This window comes from Rhodococcus sp. NPDC056960 (genome assembly GCF_042674125.1).
In the GTDB taxonomy this organism is placed as follows: domain Bacteria; phylum Actinomycetota; class Actinomycetes; order Mycobacteriales; family Mycobacteriaceae; genus Rhodococcus_F.
Genome location: NZ_JBHURF010000050.1, coordinates 1 through 16,238, shown reverse-complemented (window position 1 = coordinate 16,238; position 16,238 = coordinate 1). Strand labels below are relative to the sequence as shown.

Annotated in this window: 14 protein-coding genes and 3 pseudogenes; 6 read left to right on the top strand and 11 right to left on the bottom strand. The window is 65.9% G+C overall.

The features are described 5' to 3' along the window. Positions 1-327: 327 nt before the first annotated feature. A complete protein-coding gene (locus ACFTWF_RS42655) occupies positions 328-1,344 on the bottom strand; it encodes a hypothetical protein (RefSeq protein ID WP_378467092.1) in 1,017 nt (338 codons plus the stop codon). A gap of 95 nt (positions 1,345-1,439) precedes the next feature. Between ACFTWF_RS42655 and ACFTWF_RS42650 the strand changes: the two genes are divergently transcribed. The 3 genes and pseudogenes from ACFTWF_RS42650 (at position 1,440) to ACFTWF_RS42640 (ending at position 3,001) form a co-directional block, all read left to right on the top strand. Then, positions 1,440-2,036, top strand: a complete 597-nt coding sequence (locus ACFTWF_RS42650) for a TetR/AcrR family transcriptional regulator (RefSeq protein ID WP_378467091.1) — start codon at positions 1,440-1,442, stop codon at positions 2,034-2,036. A 155-nt stretch (positions 2,037-2,191) separates the two neighbouring features. Further along, positions 2,192-2,275: pseudogene (locus tag ACFTWF_RS42645) on the top strand (CoA transferase); the annotation flags it as partial. A 138-nt stretch (positions 2,276-2,413) separates the two neighbouring features. Continuing rightward, positions 2,414-3,001, top strand: coding sequence for a TetR/AcrR family transcriptional regulator (locus ACFTWF_RS42640; RefSeq protein WP_378467090.1), 588 nt, complete (start codon positions 2,414-2,416; stop codon positions 2,999-3,001). Between the two features lie 48 nt (positions 3,002-3,049). On the opposite strand, the gene ACFTWF_RS42635 is transcribed toward ACFTWF_RS42640, so the two are convergent. Both ACFTWF_RS42635 and ACFTWF_RS42630 read right to left on the bottom strand, forming a co-directional pair. Next, positions 3,050-3,964, bottom strand: a complete 915-nt coding sequence (locus ACFTWF_RS42635) for a PDR/VanB family oxidoreductase (RefSeq protein WP_378467104.1) — start codon at positions 3,962-3,964, stop codon at positions 3,050-3,052. Positions 3,965-4,114: 150 nt separating this feature from the next. Next, a pseudogene (locus tag ACFTWF_RS42630) lies at positions 4,115-5,077 on the bottom strand (aromatic ring-hydroxylating dioxygenase subunit alpha); the annotation flags it as partial. Between the two features lie 355 nt (positions 5,078-5,432). On the opposite strand from ACFTWF_RS42630, the gene ACFTWF_RS42625 reads away from it, so the two are divergent. From ACFTWF_RS42625 to ACFTWF_RS42615, 3 genes are all read left to right on the top strand, one after another. Continuing rightward, positions 5,433-6,461: a helix-turn-helix domain-containing protein gene (locus ACFTWF_RS42625; protein ID WP_378467089.1), complete on the top strand. Its 1,029-nt coding sequence runs from the start codon at positions 5,433-5,435 to the stop codon at positions 6,459-6,461. Between the two features lie 103 nt (positions 6,462-6,564). After that, a complete protein-coding gene (locus ACFTWF_RS42620; RefSeq protein WP_378467088.1) occupies positions 6,565-8,034 on the top strand; it encodes an APC family permease in 1,470 nt (489 codons plus the stop codon). Positions 8,035-8,063: 29 nt separating this feature from the next. After that, on the top strand, positions 8,064-8,783 hold the full coding sequence (locus tag ACFTWF_RS42615) for a winged-helix domain-containing protein (RefSeq protein WP_378467087.1): 720 nt from the start codon (positions 8,064-8,066) through the stop codon (positions 8,781-8,783). A gap of 107 nt (positions 8,784-8,890) precedes the next feature. On the opposite strand, the gene ACFTWF_RS42610 is transcribed toward ACFTWF_RS42615, so the two are convergent. From ACFTWF_RS42610 to ACFTWF_RS42575, 8 genes and pseudogenes are all read right to left on the bottom strand, one after another. Beyond that, positions 8,891-9,193 (bottom strand): WhiB family transcriptional regulator, encoded by a 303-nt coding sequence (locus tag ACFTWF_RS42610; RefSeq protein WP_378467086.1) that lies wholly within the window; start codon positions 9,191-9,193, stop codon positions 8,891-8,893. Continuing rightward, complete coding sequence (locus ACFTWF_RS42605) at positions 9,190-9,720, bottom strand: acyl-CoA thioesterase (protein ID WP_378467085.1); 531 nt, start codon at positions 9,718-9,720, stop codon at positions 9,190-9,192. Before ACFTWF_RS42605 ends, ACFTWF_RS42610 begins: the two co-directional genes overlap by 4 nt. Then, positions 9,707-10,772, bottom strand: a pseudogene (gene cydB, locus ACFTWF_RS42600) (cytochrome d ubiquinol oxidase subunit II). The gene ACFTWF_RS42605 and the pseudogene cydB overlap by 14 nt, the downstream one beginning before the upstream one ends. Positions 10,773-10,791: 19 nt before the next feature. Then, positions 10,792-12,237, bottom strand: coding sequence for a cytochrome ubiquinol oxidase subunit I (locus tag ACFTWF_RS42595; protein ID WP_378467084.1), 1,446 nt, complete (start codon positions 12,235-12,237; stop codon positions 10,792-10,794). 186 nt (positions 12,238-12,423) lie between these two features. Continuing rightward, on the bottom strand, positions 12,424-13,617 hold the full coding sequence (locus tag ACFTWF_RS42590; RefSeq protein ID WP_378467083.1) for an NADP-dependent malic enzyme: 1,194 nt from the start codon (positions 13,615-13,617) through the stop codon (positions 12,424-12,426). 34 nt (positions 13,618-13,651) lie between these two features. After that, entirely contained in the window at positions 13,652-14,404 is a 753-nt protein-coding gene (locus ACFTWF_RS42585) for an SDR family NAD(P)-dependent oxidoreductase (protein ID WP_378467082.1), read from the bottom strand. Between the two features lie 98 nt (positions 14,405-14,502). Continuing rightward, positions 14,503-15,264 carry an SDR family NAD(P)-dependent oxidoreductase gene (locus ACFTWF_RS42580; protein ID WP_378467081.1) on the bottom strand — a complete coding sequence of 254 codons (762 nt, stop codon included), beginning with the start codon at positions 15,262-15,264 and terminating at the stop codon, positions 14,503-14,505. A gap of 56 nt (positions 15,265-15,320) precedes the next feature. Further along, on the bottom strand, positions 15,321-16,238 hold a 918-nt coding region (locus ACFTWF_RS42575; RefSeq protein WP_378467080.1), incomplete at its 5' end, for an FAD-dependent oxidoreductase.

Below are 16,238 nucleotides of genomic sequence, written 5' to 3'. Positions count from 1 at the left end.
GAGTGTCCAGAATCGGTCCGGTTCCGAGGTGACGTGCACGGGATCGAACAGTGTCGGTGTCGGGGGTGTGAGCACGTGCGGCTGATGTGCCGATCCGTGAGCGGAACCGCCTGTTTCGAGGGATGACATCTCACTCCTGGTGTAGTGGCTGAACGCTAGAGATTGTGAGCATTGGCGAGAGAAACCCGATGGAATCGAGTTCGTCGAGTCCATAACATTTCGGCGGCTGAACTGCGCATTCGTGGACTTCTGACATGCGATGCAGGGTGGAACAGGGCCCCCGGAACCTCGGCGATGATCCGGGGGCCCCGCTCGAGCTGGTCTGGCTCAGTTGGGCTTGCCGTCGGGTCCGACACGCTCGACGGGGAAGCCCTCGTTCCAGGTGAGGCCGTCGATCAGTGTGCGCTCGTCACCGTCGCGGCGGGTGCGGCCCAGTTGCGCCCGGTAGCCGGCCCAGCGTGACTCCGAAAACTGAGTCATCCGGCCGGTTTTGGGCGCGTCTGTGCGGTAGGTGGCGTCGCCCACTTGGAATGTCGCCTCGATCGGCCACCGATCCTCGTCGAGATCGAACCACGCATCGGTGTCCGACGTGAGCTGCACGTCGCCGGTGCTCTGGATTACGACGCCCGGGGAGAAACCGTTGCGGCCGGAGACCAGGTGTCCCCACTCGTAGGAACCGTCGTCGAACTTGTTGCAGAACACGTTCCACATGATCTGGTCGTCCAGGAAGTACCCATATTCCTTCCACTCGACGCCGTGCTTCCAGAAGGAGTTGTCGAACCAGATCGGACCGGACACTCGCGTGCCCTGGAAAAGACCCGTCATCCAGAAACAGGTGCTCGTGTACAGCAGGGGCCGGTCGAGAGACGGGATGAAGAACTGCATACCCAAGCCGGCCGACTCCCCTTCCATCTCGACGATGTCGCCCTCGCTGTAGGTCAGCCGGTGCTGGCTGAACTCGAGATCCATCGGCTGTTCACCTTCGGGGAAGCATCCTTTCGGGAGCTTCTGAAAAACGGGATCGTGCCACCGTCGCGTCTTACCCCCCAGCACGCGACGCAGTTCGCCACGCGCGCTGCGACCCGAGTCCGGGTGGACATCCAATTCGTTTTCCGCGCTGCCGTTCTGGGTCATCACGAACAGGCCAGAGGTAAGTGAGCCGACGAAGTTGCGCTCCAGGCAGTAGGTCAGACCTTCCTCGTCACGGAAGAAGCCGTACAACCACGACTTCTGGACGCCGAGGCCATGCTTCTCGGCCAGCAGGTCCATCTCGTCAGGATCGGTCTCGAACGCTCCCACCGCCGGCCGTGTTCCGAAGTCGCCCAGCTTCCAGCGTGTGTCCATCCGTGCCTCCTATGACAAAATCGAGTTTTGTAATGTGAGCGTAGACACAGCATGGCCTAAATGTCTAGGGCTAGATATTCGCAGATTGGAGTAGCATGGCCGAGGTGACAGCTCGAGGGCGCATCGTCGACGCCGCACGTACGGAGTTTCTCGGTTCAGGTATCGGGCCGACGCGCATGGACACCATCGCCAAGCGTGCAGGCCTGGCGCGGCCAAATGTGTACAGGTATTTCGGAACGAAGCAGGATCTGGTCAAGGAGGTCATTCTCCGGGAGGTCCGCGCCGTGAACGCTCAACGCCGAGCGACCATCTCCCTGGACGGTGAATCTGCCGACATCATGCTCGCGTCGCTGGTCTCGGGCGCAGAGCTGATCACAGGGACCGAGTTCCTGTCGGTGGCAATGCGCACGGACAGAGAGCAGGTGACCAGGTTCTTGATTTCGAACGATGAAGATCTGTTCGCAACCCAGCATCAATACTGGGAACCCATCCTCACGCAGGCGAGAGAGCGCGGCGACCTGAGGGCCGACTTGGACGACGACCGAATCATTCGCTGGTTCATGTCGGCCAACTTCAGCCTGGTAACCCTGCCTGAGATGTACCCCGGCAGCACGACCGCATGGTTCGTAGACTTCGTGATACCACCGGTACTGGCACAAGGATCTGTCCACCAGCGAGCGATTCCGGGATAGGCGCACTCGCACAGCGACAACGGCGTCATGATCACCACGGCCGGCATGGAAGCGCTCGCGTACATCACCGCGACGAGCTGAGCGGAGGGGTCAGTCGGGTTGCTCGAGGGTATCCAACCATCGCACGATCTGGGTTCGTGAGCGGAAACCCAGCTTGGTCGCCGGTGCTGACGTTCGCGAAGGCGCCGTCCAACGAGCACCTCGCCGCCCGCGGCTCGCTGATCGACCTCGACGGCGTCTGGACCTGAGTCCCACGGAAACCATGAGGCTCTCCAGGCGGTCTGTTCCGACACCATCATCGATGCGGTCGAATGTTCGCGGTCGTTAGGATCGGTCAGCGGGCTGAGCGCCTCTCCCGGTTTGGCATGATTGCCTTCGTGGATACTCAGCGTGCACGTCCCGGTCGCCCGCCGGCGACCGCAGCTGCGCCCGACACTCGGCTCGCCCTGCTCGAGGCGACGATCCGTGTGGTCGGCAGGGGTGGATTGCGCAGCCTGACGTACCGGGCAGTCGCCGCGGAGGCAGGTCTCACGCACGGGATGGTGTCGCATCACTTCGGTAGCCGAGACGCATTGATCGAGGCGGCGTTGAAGCATGCGCTGGAAGTGACTGCCGATGTGTTGTATTCGGAGATCACCGAAGGCGACTCGGTGGAAACGTTCCTCGATCGACTGACCGACATCGTCGCCCGGGATCCCGATATGCAAGTGTTCCAATACGAGCTGATGTTCGAATCGCGACGGAACCCTGCCCTGGCCCCGCAGGCGCGGATGCTCTACGACACCGTCCTGAGCGCGACCCGTGATGCGCTGGTGAAGGTCGGTGTCGCCACCGATGACTCGTTGACGTTGCTGGTCTATGCGGCGCTGGACGGCTTGATGATGCAGCAACTGATCATGGGAAACGCGGAGGCGTCGAACAATTCGTTGGCGCGGCTGCGTCAGATGCTGGCGAAGGAGAGGTAGGCCCGGCGGGGCCACTCGTGCCGCCACGAGTGGCTCGCCCGGTTCCCGCTACAGGTCGAGGACGAGGGTGCTCGACGTGCAGCGGGACACGCAGATCATCATCGAGTTCGACTCGGCGCGTTCCTCGTCGGCCAGAACCGCGTCGCGGTGTTCGGGGACACCGCCCAGGACCGTGGTCTCGCAGGTCCCGCAGATCCCTTCGGCGCACGAGGAATAGGCGGTCACGCCGGCGGCGCGGACCGCGGTGAGAATCGACTGGTCCTCGCCGACCCTGATCGTCTTCCCGGATCGGGCCAATTCGACATCGAAGGCGGTGGCGGGACCGAAGTCCCGCACGGGGGCGGTAAATCGTTCGACGTGCAAGCGCACCGCCGGCATCGATGCGCACACCACACCGAGGGCGTCCAGCAGAGGGCTCGGTCCGCAGGCCGCGACCGCCGTGTCCGGCGTGGCGGTGGCCAGGAACCCGGCGAGGTCGAGAAGGCCGTGGGTGTCCTGCGGGCTGACGACGACTCGATCCCCGTACTTGTGCAAGCGGTCGAGGAACGCCATCGAGGCGCGCGTGCGGCCACCGTAGAGCAGTGTCCAATTCTTTCCTCGACGGTCGGCTTCCTCCACCATCGCGAGGATGGGCGTGATACCGATTCCGCCGGCGACGAACAGGTAGTCATCGGCGTCGGGCATCGGGAAGTGATTGCGGGGCCCGCGCACCCGTACCCGGTCCCCCACGGACAATTTTTCGTGGACGAACTCGGATCCGCCACGCGATCGGGGCTCCCGTAGCACCGCGATCCGCCAGGTGTCCCGCTCGGCCGGATCACCGCAGAGCGAGTACTGGCGTTCCAATCCGTCGGCGAGTACGAGGTCGATGTGTGAGCCCGGCTGCCACGAGGGGAACTCCCCGTCCGGCGAGGTCAACACCAGCGAGCGAACCCCGTCGGCGGCCTCATCCACCGCGGCGATCGTGAGGTCGGCTTCCCAGGCGGCGGTCCGACGGGCGGGCGCGACCGAGGCGACAGTTCCGCCGGAACTCGGCACCGCGCCGAGCGCTTCCGACCGTGGTGGGGCACTCACCGCACCCCCGTCGGTGAGTGCCTGCCAGGTGCGGCGCTGGAACATCGAGATGGTGGACTCGCAGTTGGTCATCAGCCGGCCCTGCGGGACGGCGCCGGAGTCGTACCCGGCCTGCTGGGCAGCGACGACGACCTTGTCTTCTTCGAAGGTGCGGTCGTAGACGTCGAGCCACTCTTGCAGGGCTTTCGGGTCGGTGCCGGGTTTGACGAAGGTGTCGACGACGAACTTGGTCTTCTTCGGCCCGATCGGCACGGTGCGGGCGGTGATGCCGACGAAGTCGTCCACTGAGAAGAAGCTGGTCGGCCACATGAAGATCAGCCGGAAGCCGTCCGTCGCCGCCAGGTCGCCACCGCCGGGTAGGGACCGGACGGGCGCGACCTGGGTGGCGACGTTGTCGAATTCTCGGGTGAGGTACATGTCCGGGGTGGTCTCGAACACCGTGGCATAGGTGTCCTGGTGGATCAGCGGGCAGTGGTAGCACTCGATGGAGTTTTCGAGGAACAGTTTCCAGTTGGCGTCGATTTCGTAGGTGTAGCTGCCGGAGAACTCCCAGGTGGCGTGGTCGATGTCGAGTTCGTCGGCGAGCCGGGCGGCCTCACCCAGGTGGGCGTGCAGGCTCTGCGCCTCGAGATCGGCATTGGCGAACACGAAGCCGCGGAAGGTGTCGACGAGTACCGGGACCAGGCCCAGCTCGTCTTTGTCGAAGTCGCCTTCGTTCTGCAGTCCCGGGGCGGCGCGCAGCGCCCCGTCGTGAGTGTAGGTCCAGCCGTGGTACCGGCACTGGAAGATCTGCCGGCAGCCGGCGCCCTCGGCGACGGGGTGCAGACGGTGCCGGCAGATGTTGACGTGTCCCTTCAGGCGGCCCTGGCGATCCCGGACGACGACGATCGGCGTGCCCATGAGGTCGGCGGTGACGAAGTCGCCGGGATCGGCCAGATCGACCTCCCGGCCGACGTAGTGCCACGCCTTCTTGAAGATCCGTTCCTGTTCGAGGTCGAACATGTCCGGGTCGGAGTACATGTGGGCGGGTAGCTGCCACCCGCGCTCCATGGACCGGGCGATCGGGTCGTGTGCGGTGTCGGCGATCGGTGTTGACGTCATCTCCAGGGAACCTTCCGTGATGCGGGCTGCGTCGGGATCCGTTGTCGGGGACCGACCCAGAGGCTGTGGCGCTCCACGCGCGGCCAGCGGGCCGACGGCCAGGCTGGTGGTGTGATGGCAACCACTATACAATTGCCTAATTATTGCCGCCGGGTCGCGCCCAGGGTTGACCGAGAGCGCACGACGGTGTGCAGGCGGCGCACAACGGGGTCGTCACGAGCACGCGAGTGCCGCGCAGCGGCCAGGAAGGTCGACCATGAGCACAACGACGGCACCGGCGGAGCAGCCGATCGACTTCGACAGCTTCCGCAGCGCCGTGATCGACAGCTTCGTCCCCCTGGAAACCGACACCGACTCGGCCGAGCGTTTCGAGGGATACCTGCGTACCGCCGCGCTCGGGACGGTCCATGTTGCGGAGGTCGGCGCCGTCGCTCACACGGTGCGCCGCACCCCACGGACGATCCGAGCGGGCAATCCCGGCTTCTACAAGGTCGGCGTACAACTGAGCGGGCACTGCGTGGTCAGCCAGGACGGTCACGAGGCGGTGCTGACGCCGGGAGATTTCACCCTCTACGACACCACGCACCCCTATCAACTCTCGTTTCCCGACCGCTACCGCATGCTCGTGATGATGATTCCCCGGCACCTGCTCCGGATGCCCGAACACGCCATCCCCGCGATGACCGCCACCGCGATCTCCGGACGCGAGGGCATGGGCGCGATGGCGTCCCCGTTTCTGCGCGACCTCGGCGCCCGGATCAACGACCTCCCACCAGCGGTAGCGGTGCATCTGCACGACGCGCTCCTCGATGTCCTCGCCGCCACCTTCGCCGAACGACTCCACCGGACCGGGACCCCGGCCCTCGAGACCCGACAAGCCACCCTGTTGTTCGACATCCAGTCGTTCATCGAATCGCACCTGTCCGATCCACAACTCGACAGCGCCGCGATCGCCGCCGCCCACCACGTGTCGGTCCGGTATCTGCAGAAGATCTTCGAGAGCGAGGGGACGACCGTGAGCCGGTGGATCCGGCGACGCCGGCTCGAGCGGTGCCGACACGACCTGATCGACCCGGCACACTCCCACCTGCCGGTGGCGGCCATCGGCGCGCGGTGGGGGTTGCCCGACCCGACGCACTTCTCCCGCCTGTTCAAAACCCAGTACGCGACCAGCCCGGGTGCCTTCCGCACCACCGGTACCGATTCGACTTCTCGGGAACCCGTCGCAGACGGTCAAGTGCTGTGCGGTGACGATCAAGGGATTCCCACCGGGCTGCGGGCATAGTGAGCGCTCACCCACAGAAAATAGTGACCGTGGTCACCCAGCATCGCGAAGGTCTCACCGAACCAAAGGCGAGCTGACCACCCTCCCACCCCGAGAAGGCACCATGTCGTCCCACACCCCCACCCCCGCACCGTCCGAGGCGCACCCACCGAAAACCCTGCGCTGGTATGACGGGTTCATGCTCGCGCTGCCGATCGCAGCCGGATTGTTCGTCTCGGTCGGGTACGTGATCGGCGCGCTCGGCGCCCTCCCCGCAGCGGCGATCTGCATCATTCTGTCCGTCGTCGCCCTCCTGCAGAACAAGCTCTTCTCCGAAATGGCCGCGATGTTCCCGGACAAGGCCGGCGGCGTGGCCACGTTCGCCACCGAGGCGTGGAAACGCTACTTCGCCCCGATCGGCCCCCTCGCCGCCTTCGGCTACTGGTGCGGGTGGGCGCTGGTCCTGTCCCTGGTCGGACTCACCATCGGTTCCCTCGTCCAGGCACAGTGGTTCCCCGACGCCACCTGGACGCTGTTCACCCTCGCCGGCATCTCGTTCGGATTCCCGCACGTGGTGTCCGCGATCGCGATCGTGACGTGCACGATTCTCAACATCGCCGGAATCCGGGTCGCCGTCCGTGTCAACCAAATCATCGGCGCCGCATTTGTTCTAATCCTCGCCGTCCTTGCGATCGGCCCCTTCGCCACCGGGCAATGGCACGCCGTCAACCTGACCTCCCACATCGACGGCGGATGGAAGACGTTCGTGGTCTGGTTGTACGTCACCGCGTGGGCGATCTACGGCTCCGAACTCTGCGCCGTCTTCGCCCCCGAGTACAAGGACACCAGCCGCGACACCTCCCGGGCGTTGAATTCGATAGCCCTGTTCATGGTCGGCGCCTACACCATCGTCCCGATCGCCACCACCGGACAGCTCGGCGAAACGGTCGTCACCGACAACCCGATCACCTACGGCGTCGCCAGCGTCCAAGCCATCTCCGGCGGGCTGTCCGGCGTGATCACGGCGATCCTGTGCGGTGCCCTCTTCCTCAGCATGGTGTCCTCCTCCGCCGACGCCGGACGCGCCCTCTACGGCATCGCCACCGAGAAGATGTCCATCCGGCAACTCGACCAACTCAACCGCGCCGGAGTACCCAGCCGGGCACTATGGATCACGATGGCAGTCAACCTCGTCATCCTGATCGTCGTCGGCAACCCCGTCGCCATCCTCATCGCCAGCAACCTCGGCTACATCCTCGCGATCACCCTCGCCGTCGGCGGATACCTCCTCCTACGCAAGGACCGTCCGCACTGGCCACGCCCGATCCGACTCTCTCGCACGTGGATTCCCATCGCCGCCGTCATTGCCGCGTTCAACGCATTCATCCTCGTCGTCGGAGTCCTCAACCCCGGACTCTCGCACGCCGGCGGATGGAAGGAAGTCCTGCTCGGGGTCGGGCTGCTGTCGGTCGGTGTCCTGCTGTTCGTCTACCGGCGCCTGGTGCAAGATCGCGCCCCGATGATCTGGCGCGACCACTCGGCCGGCGCAACACCGACCGAGGACACCCGCCCTCCGGTTTCGGGGGCGCGCTGATGGACAGCACTACATCCAAGGCCTAGCGCGTGGGCAGGCATACGAAGGACGGGACCGAATTGTCGAAAGCGTCGTGGCATCGGACCGACAAAGTGGGTGCACGCAAGGCGCATTCCGGCTCGGGATCGGACAGAGTCGTCGTCGACTACGGGGTGGATCCGGCCCTCGTCTCCGGGTTGCGCACTGCGGGAGTGCGTGTTCTGACCGAAGCATCCCCTGAGAATCGGCTCCGCGACCGTGCGGCCGTCGTCGTACTCGACTCCCGGTCCCCGACCTTCGACGTGAGTGAAATACGAACGTTGCGCACGACCGACCGTGACGTCGGGATCGTGGTCGTCATCGCACCCGGACCGCATGAGGACCCCGCGGCTCTCCTGGACGCCGGCGCCGACGACGTCTGGGCCGCGCACCTCTGCGCGGCCGAGGCCGCAGCCAGACTGCGGGCACTGCTTCGACGCATGCCCATCACGGCACCTGCCACCATCGGACCGAATCAGTTCGGGGCGCACCGACTTCCCTTGACACCAACGGAATCGAACGTCCTCGCCATCCTCGCTGCGAACCCCGGACGAGTCGTCAGCCGCCGCCGGCTACTGCACGAAGTCTGGGGATACCCACCCGGCGTCCGCACCAACGTCCTCGGAATGTGCATCCGATCGCTGCGCCGCAAGCTCGCCGACGCCGGCACCTCCGACCTCATCGACACCGTTCGAGGAATCGGCTTCCGATTACAGCTGGCGCCAATCTGACGAACTGCACCAGACCCTCCTGCCCCTTTGGCGGTTTCGGTTCACGGGAATTGGTCGGTGCCGATTTGGACGCGCCGGCAAGACCGAAGCACTGCGTTGATCTTCGGTCAGCTGACGGAGCGGGAGGAGGTGAACCACTTGCGTTGCCGCCGAGCCTTTTCCCGCTCGAGCGGTGTCAGGCCTCCCCAGATGCCGTGTGGTTCGCTGGCGTCCACGGCGTACTGGCGGCATCGCGCGAGCACCGGGCAGTCCGAGCAGATCCTCTTCGCTTGTGCCTCGACGAGCTCCGTGCGGGCCTCGAAGAACAGATCGGAATCCGCACCGCGGCAGGCCCCGTTCATCTGCCATTCCCATTCGTCCGCACTCGGCGCAGGGAGGGTCAAATTGCCCAGGGGGACCACGAATCTCATCGAATCCCCGCTCGTCCGGCTCGATCCTCGGGCAGGATCTCGACCGCGTGCGGGCTGGCGAACGCCGCTCGCTGGGCGCGGCGGCGTTGCCGTGCTGCTTCGTACCGTTGCTCATCGAGTTCGGTGTGCAGGGGCAGGGATGGGATGGGAACGGGTTTGCCGTCGGAGTCGACGGCGACCATGGTGAAGTAGGAGCTGTTGGTGTGCCGGCTGGTGCCTTCCCTGATGTTCTCGGTGTCGACCCGGATCCCGATCTCCATGGAGGTCCGGCCGGTGTAGTTCACCGATGCGGAGAAGGTGACCAGTTCGCCGACGTGGATGGCGTCGCGGAAGTGGACCCGGTCGACGGAGAGTGTGACGACGTACGTGCCGGCGTAGCGGCTCGCACAGCTGTAGGCGACCTGGTCGAGGAGTTTGAGCAGGTGCCCACCGTGAACGTTGCCGGAGAAGTTCGCGACGTCGGGTGTCATGAGCACGGTCATCGACAGTGTCGTGGGTCTGGGTGTCGTCGTGTCAGCCGTCGACATCGTGTTGTCCTCCTCGGTCGGAGCGTGCCGGTCGGAGCCCGATGGCCGCCGGGATGTGGTCGGTGGTGATGCGTTGACGGAACACCCAGTAGGTCCAGCCCTGGTACAGCAGCACCACGGGGGGCGGCAATCAGCGCGCACCAGGTGAGCACGGTGAGGGTGTAGGGGCTGGACGCGGAGTTCGTGACCGTCAGGCTGTGCGCCGGGTCGATGGCGGACGGGATCAGGTCGGGAAACAGGGTCCCGAACAGCAGTGCCGCGGTGCAGGCGACGGTGATCGTGGTGGCGGCGAAGGCCCACCCGTCCCGATCCGCCCGAACCGCGGAGAGCACGGCGAGCAGCGCCGCGACGGCAACCGCCGCCAATAGGAGCGTCCAGGGTTTCCCGTGGGACAGCTGGGTCCACGTCACGAAGCCGGACGTCACCGCGAGCGCGGGCACGGCGACGAGTTTCGTGATCCTGGTGGCGTCGGCACGCACCTGCCCGGACGTCTTGAGGGCGATGAACACCGAGCCGTGCAGCAGGAACAGCGTGGTCGTCGTCAACCCGCCGAGGAGCGCATACGGTGACAGGAATCCGAGCACGTCGACGGTCAGGTGCCGGTCCGCGTCGACCGGGACACCGCGGACGAGGTTCGCGAACACCATGCCCCAGACGACGGCGGGAACCCACGAGCCGAATCCGATGGCGAGGTCGCAGCGAGCGCGCCAGGTGGGGTCGTCGATCTTGCCCCGGTATTCGATTGCGCAGACGCGACCGATCAACGAGATCAGGATCAGCAGCAGCGGCACGTAGAAGCCGGAGAAGAGGCTGGCGTACCAGTCCGGGAAGGCGGCGAACATGGCGCCGACGGCGGTGATCAGCCAGACCTCGTTGCCGTCCCACACGGGTCCGATGGTGTTGAGGACGACGCGGCGGCGGGTGTCGGTGCGATCGGCACTGCGCCCGAGGACGGGCATGAGCATACCGACACCGAAATCGAATCCTTCGAGCACGAAGTACCCGGTGAAGAGGGCGGAGATGGCGAAGAACCACCCGGTGGTCAGATCCACGAGAGTCCCCTGTGTCTTGTCAGTAGGCGAACGACAGCGGTCCGCTGCCGTGCGGGGCCGGTTCGGCCGGGTGTTCGTCGTGGGTGAGCGGTCCGGCGTGGACGTACCGTCGCATCAGGTAGACCCAGACCCCGGCGAGGACGGTGTAGAGCCCGGTGAAGGTCACCAACGACCCGAGAACCAACCATGCGGAGTGGTCGGAGACGCCCTGGTCGACCAACAGCCGGATCCGGTCGATCCCCGTGGGGTTGGGAGCGACCACCCAGGGCTGCCGGCCCATCTCGGTGAAGACCCAGCCGGCGCTGTTGGCCAGGAACGGGGTGGGGAGCACGACGATCGACAACGTGCCGAACCATCTCTGGTCGGGGATGCGGCCACCGCGAGTGAGCCACAACCCGGCAACGGCCAGCAGCATCGAACCTGCGGCGAGTCCGATCATCAACCGGAACGACCAGTAGGTGACGAACAGGTTGGGTTGGTAGTTCCCGGGACCGTAGCGCTGTTCGTACTGCTGTTGCAGTTCGGTGACGCCGTGGACGGTGGCGTCGAAATCGCCTTCGGCGAGAAACGAGGTCAAGCGCGGAATGCTGATGACGTGCTCGACGTCGTCGCAGTTGTTGTGGGTACCCACCGACAGGATCGAGAAGGAGGCACCGGTTTCGCTGTGGCACAGCGATTCTGCGGAAGCCATCTTCATCGGTTGCTGGTCGAACATCAGCTTGCCCTGCATGTCGCCGGTGACACCGAGCGCGGCGCCGGCGAGAAGGATGACGACGAACCCGGCGCGGGCGGCGGGCCTCAACAGCGCCGCGGTAGCCGGCGATCCAGCCTTGGTGCCGGCACGCACCATCCACCAACCGGAGATCCCGGCGACGAATGTGCCTGCGACGAAGAAGGATCCGGCGACAGCATGGGGGAAGGCGGCCAGGGCGGTGCTGTTGGTGAGCATCGCGGTGATGCTGGTCAGTTCGGCGCGCCCGGTCTGCTCGTTGTAGATGGCACCGACCGGGTGCTGCATCCAGGAGTTGGCGGCGATGATGAAGAATGCGGACGCGTTCACTCCGATCGCGACCAGCCAGATGGTGGCCAGGTGAACATATTTGGGAAGGATGTTCCAGCCGAAGATCCACAGGCCGAGGAAGGTCGATTTGAGGAAGAACGCGACCAGCCCCTCCAGCGCCAGGGGTGCTCCGAAGACGTCGCCGACGAAACGGGAGTATTCGCTCCAGTTCAACCCGAACTGGAACTCCTGCACGATGCCGGTGGCGACGCCGAGAGCGAAGTTGATGAGGAAAAGTTTGCCGAAGAACTTCGTCAGCCGGTACCAGTGTGTGTTTCCGGTGATCACCCACATGGTCTGCATGCCGGCGACCAGGGGTGCGAGGCCGATCGTCAGGGGGACGAGTAGGAAGTGGTAGACGGTGGTGATTCCGAATTGCCACCGGGAGAGCTCGAGGGCGTCCATCTGTTGGGCGTCTTTCGGTTCGGGTGCTCCGAGAATGCGGCCCGGATACGGGCCGGTGCTGCGATCGTGTCTTGGCCGTGACGAGGTGGTGGCGAATCAGATTCGCAGACTCGTGGATTCGATACGCGATCACCCCGGACGGTGGCCTGGGTGCGGGCCCGGTCCGGGGTGATCGAGTGGTCCTCGCTAGCCGGTGACGCCTTCCGCGCGGGCAGCGGCTGCGACTGCCTCCGCGACAGCGGGGGCGACGCGAGGATCGAGCGGGCTGGGAACGATCTTGTCCACAGCCAGCTCGTCACCGACGACCGAGAGGATGGCCTCGGCGGCGGCAAGTTTCATGCCCTCGGTGATGCGGCGGGCCCCGGCGTCCAGGGCACCCTTGAATACTCCGGGGAAGGCGAGCACGTTGTTGATCTGGTTCGGGAAATCCGAGCGTCCGGTGGCGACGATCGCCGCATGCCGGTGGGCGAGGTCGGGGTGGATCTCCGGGTCCGGGTTCGACAGGGCGAACACGATGGAGTTCTCCGCCATCGTCGCGATGAGTTCCTCCGGGACGGTGCCCGCGGACACCCCGAGGAACACATCCGCACCGTCGAGTGCTTCGACGATGCCGCCGCGACGTCCGGCGGGGTTGGTGCGGGCGGCCAGATCGATCTTGACCGCGTTGAGGTCCGGGCGGTCGGCGGAGACGATGCCCTTCGAATCCAGCACGGTCACGTCGGCGATGCCGGCGGCGAGCAGGATGTTCGCGCACGCCACGCCGGCGGCGCCGGCACCGGAGATCACCACCCGCAGCGAGGCGAGGTCGCGGTCCTGGACCGTGACCGCACCCTTGAGGGCGGCGAGGACGACGATGGCGGTGCCGTGCTGGTCGTCGTGCATGACCGGGCAGTCCAAGGCTTCGATGACGCGCTGTTCGATCTCGAAGCAGCGAGGTGCGGAGATGTCTTCGAGATTGACGGCGCCGAAGCTGGGACGCAGCCGGATCAGGGTCTCGACGATCTCGTCCGGGTCCTTGGTGCCCAGGACCAGGGGGATGGAGTTCAGGCCGGCGAAGTTCTTGAACAGCGCCGACTTGCCCTCCATCACGGGAAGGGAGGCGCGGGGGCCGATGTCGCCGAGACCGAGGACCGCGGACCCGTCCGAGACGACGACCACGAGGCGGTTGGTCCAGGTGTACCGGTCGGCGAGGGTCTCGTCGGCCGCGATGGCACGAGAAACCTGCGCGACACCCGGGGTGTAGGCGATGGACAGGGCGCGCTGCGAATCGAGAGCGGTGGTGGTCTCTACGGAGAGCTTCCCCCCGATGTGGCCGGCGAAGATCTCCTCGTCGGTCAACTCGACCTTTCGCGGTGTGGTGGGTTCGGATGTCACGGTCACGGGTGAGATCTCCTGTGGTGTGGGGAGGTGGCGGTCAGCTGGGGACCAGAGCGTAGGCGGGTTGGGCCGGAATGACGTGTCCCGATCCGATGGACCGGTCGACCAGCAACAAGGGCAAGAGTTCGTCGAGGCGGGGCGGGAGGGCATCGGCCACGTCGGCGGAGGAAAGTCTCGAGAGCCGAATAGTGTTGATGCACAATGCATCGAGTGTTTGATCGCGGGCCGCGGTCATCGTGAAGGACTCGACGGCGCCGTTGATCGCGTCACGGGCCGGGCTCGTCGCCGTGTCGTCGATCGCACCCCCTGCTCCCAGACCGGTCACGGTGACGATGGTGCCGGTGGTGGAGGTGTGCTGCATCGACGCTGCGGCGCGGCGGGTGGTCAGGAACAGCATCGCCATGTGGTCGTAGGTGAAACGGCCCCAGTCGGCAGGAGCGATGTCGGCCAGATTGTTGGCGGCCGTTTCCGGACCGGGCAGCCAGGCGGTGTGGATCAGGGAATCGATGCCGCCGTGCCGCTCTTCGAGGCCGGCGAAGAGCCTGTCGACGTCGGCCTCGATCGTCAGATCGGCCACTGCCGGGTATGCGGTGCCCCCAGCCTCGGTGATCTCGGTGGCGACAGCGTCTGCGGCGTCGGCCGTGAAGCTGTGGGCGATGACCCGGCAGCCGGCTTCGGCGAGGATCCGGGCGGTGGAGGCGCCTTCGAGCTGCTCGACGCCGGTCACCAGGACACGAAGCCGGTGGGCCGATGCGGCGTGGGTGGGCAACGGTTGTTCCGCGTTCGTCATCTCACGCTCTCTGATATCGGAACCCGGTACGTGGTGCTCCCCGCGCACCGGGTCGTCGGGGGTGCCAGATGGCCGTCCTAGACTTCCTGGGTGTCGGATCAGTCCGACGTAGTCCACGGATTGCGGGTGCCGACGGTCCATCCGCCGTCGACGAGGATCTCGGCGCCGCTGCAGTAGGAGCTGTCGTCGGACGCGAGGAATGCTGCGACCGTGGCGATTTCGCGCGGCTGCCCGATTCGGCCGAGTGGCGCCTTGGAGTATTCGGTCGGGACGGCACCCTGCGGCGCACCCATCTCGGTCGCTACCCCGCCGGGATGGATCATGTTGACACGGATGCCCTGCGGTCCGAGTTCCCCGACTGCGGCCTTCGACATGGCCAGCAGCGCGGACTTGGTGGAGGCGTACGCGGCGGTGTAGTCCAGCGGTGCGAACGAGGACACCGACACGATGTTGATGATCGAGCCGTGCCCGATCTTCGCCATGTGCGGGGCGAGGGTCTGCATGCCGAGGAACACCCCGATCTGGTTTACCTCGATGATGCGCCGGTACCGCTCGACCGGGGTTTCGGCGATGGTGCCCTGGAAAAAGATGCCGGCGTTGTTGACCAGCACGTCGACGTGCCCGAACGCTTCGATTCCGGCGGCAAGTGCGTCGGCCCATTGTTGGGGGTCGCTGACATCGAGGCGGACGGCGATGGCGCGATCGGCACCGATGTCGGCCGCCAGCTTGGCTGCGTCGTCGTCGAGAATGTCGGCGATGACGACCTTTGCGCCGCGCTCGGCGAACAACCGGGCTTCGGCCTCGCCCTGCCCGCGGCATCCGCCGCTGATGAGGGCGACTTTCCCTGTGAGGTCAGCCATTGTCTTTCTCCGTTCAGGTAAGGATTGCGTCGGGTGTCGGTTGGGTGCGGCGGGGTTCAGATCGCCAGGCAGAGGCGGTTGGCGTCGAGGATGGCGGCGTGGATGTTGCGGCTGGAGACGGCGTCACCGATGCGGAAGAGCTGAAAGGTGCTGTCCGCGTTGTGCACGAGGGTTTGCGGTTGCAGGCGCAGCAGGGCGTCCTGGTCGACGGCCCCGTGGTTACGGGAGGCGTCCTTGAGGTCGAAGTAGACGTCGTCGACGGGGATGGTGCCGTGCTCGACGACCACCTGGTCGACGGTGCGGGTGACAGTGGTGTGCGCGTATTCGTCCTCGAGGGTGACCGTCAGCCGGCGGTCGGCGTCCCGGGCAACCTTGGTGACCCTCGTGTTCAGGGTGGTGCGCACCGAATGCTCGGCGAAGTTCTTCAGATACGCCGGGTAGTTCGACCCGCCGACGAGGGGGGCCACGATGCGTTCGGGGGTGACGACCTCCACCTGCGCGCCGGAGTCGGCGATGACCTCGGCGGCGCTCATCGCCTGGTGGTCGCCGTTGTCGTCGAACACCAGCACCGACCTGCCGGGTTTCACTTCGCGGGTGAGGATCTGCCAGGTGTCGGTGATCAGATTCGCCGGTCCGTCGACGATCTCGGTGTTCGGGATGCCCCCGGTCGCGACGATGACCACGTCCGGGTTCTCGGCGAGGATGTCGGCGGCCTCGGCGTAGGTGTTGTAGCGGATCGTGACGCCGAGCCGGGCGCATTCCTGCACCCGCCAGTCGACGATGCCGATCAGGTCCCGGCGGCGTTCGGGGGCGGCGGCGATGGCGATCTGCCCACCGGGGTTGCTGGCGGCCTCGAGGACGGTGACGGTGTGACCGCGTTCGCCGAGCACGCGGGCGGCTTCGAGGCCGGCCGGGCCGGCGCCGACCACCACCGCCGTCTTCTTCTCCGCTGCGGGGGGAACGAGGTGCGGCAG

Excerpts from the sequence above, each read along its gene's own strand:
- ACFTWF_RS42655 (WP_378467092.1), bottom strand. The coding sequence starts at position 1,344 with ATGGACACACGCTGGAAGCTGGGCGACTTCGGAACACGGCCGGCGGTG.
- ACFTWF_RS42650 (WP_378467091.1), top strand. The coding sequence starts at position 1,440 with ATGGCCGAGGTGACAGCTCGAGGGCGCATCGTCGACGCCGCACGTACG.
- ACFTWF_RS42625 (WP_378467089.1), top strand. The coding sequence starts at position 5,433 with ATGAGCACAACGACGGCACCGGCGGAGCAGCCGATCGACTTCGACAGC.
- ACFTWF_RS42620 (WP_378467088.1), top strand. The coding sequence starts at position 6,565 with ATGTCGTCCCACACCCCCACCCCCGCACCGTCCGAGGCGCACCCACCG.
- ACFTWF_RS42610 (WP_378467086.1), bottom strand. The coding sequence starts at position 9,193 with ATGAGATTCGTGGTCCCCCTGGGCAATTTGACCCTCCCTGCGCCGAGT.
- ACFTWF_RS42605 (WP_378467085.1), bottom strand. The coding sequence starts at position 9,720 with ATGTCGACGGCTGACACGACGACACCCAGACCCACGACACTGTCGATG.
- ACFTWF_RS42595 (WP_378467084.1), bottom strand. The coding sequence starts at position 12,237 with ATGGACGCCCTCGAGCTCTCCCGGTGGCAATTCGGAATCACCACCGTC.
- ACFTWF_RS42585 (WP_378467082.1), bottom strand. The coding sequence starts at position 14,404 with ATGACGAACGCGGAACAACCGTTGCCCACCCACGCCGCATCGGCCCAC.
- ACFTWF_RS42580 (WP_378467081.1), bottom strand. The coding sequence starts at position 15,264 with ATGGCTGACCTCACAGGGAAAGTCGCCCTCATCAGCGGCGGATGCCGC.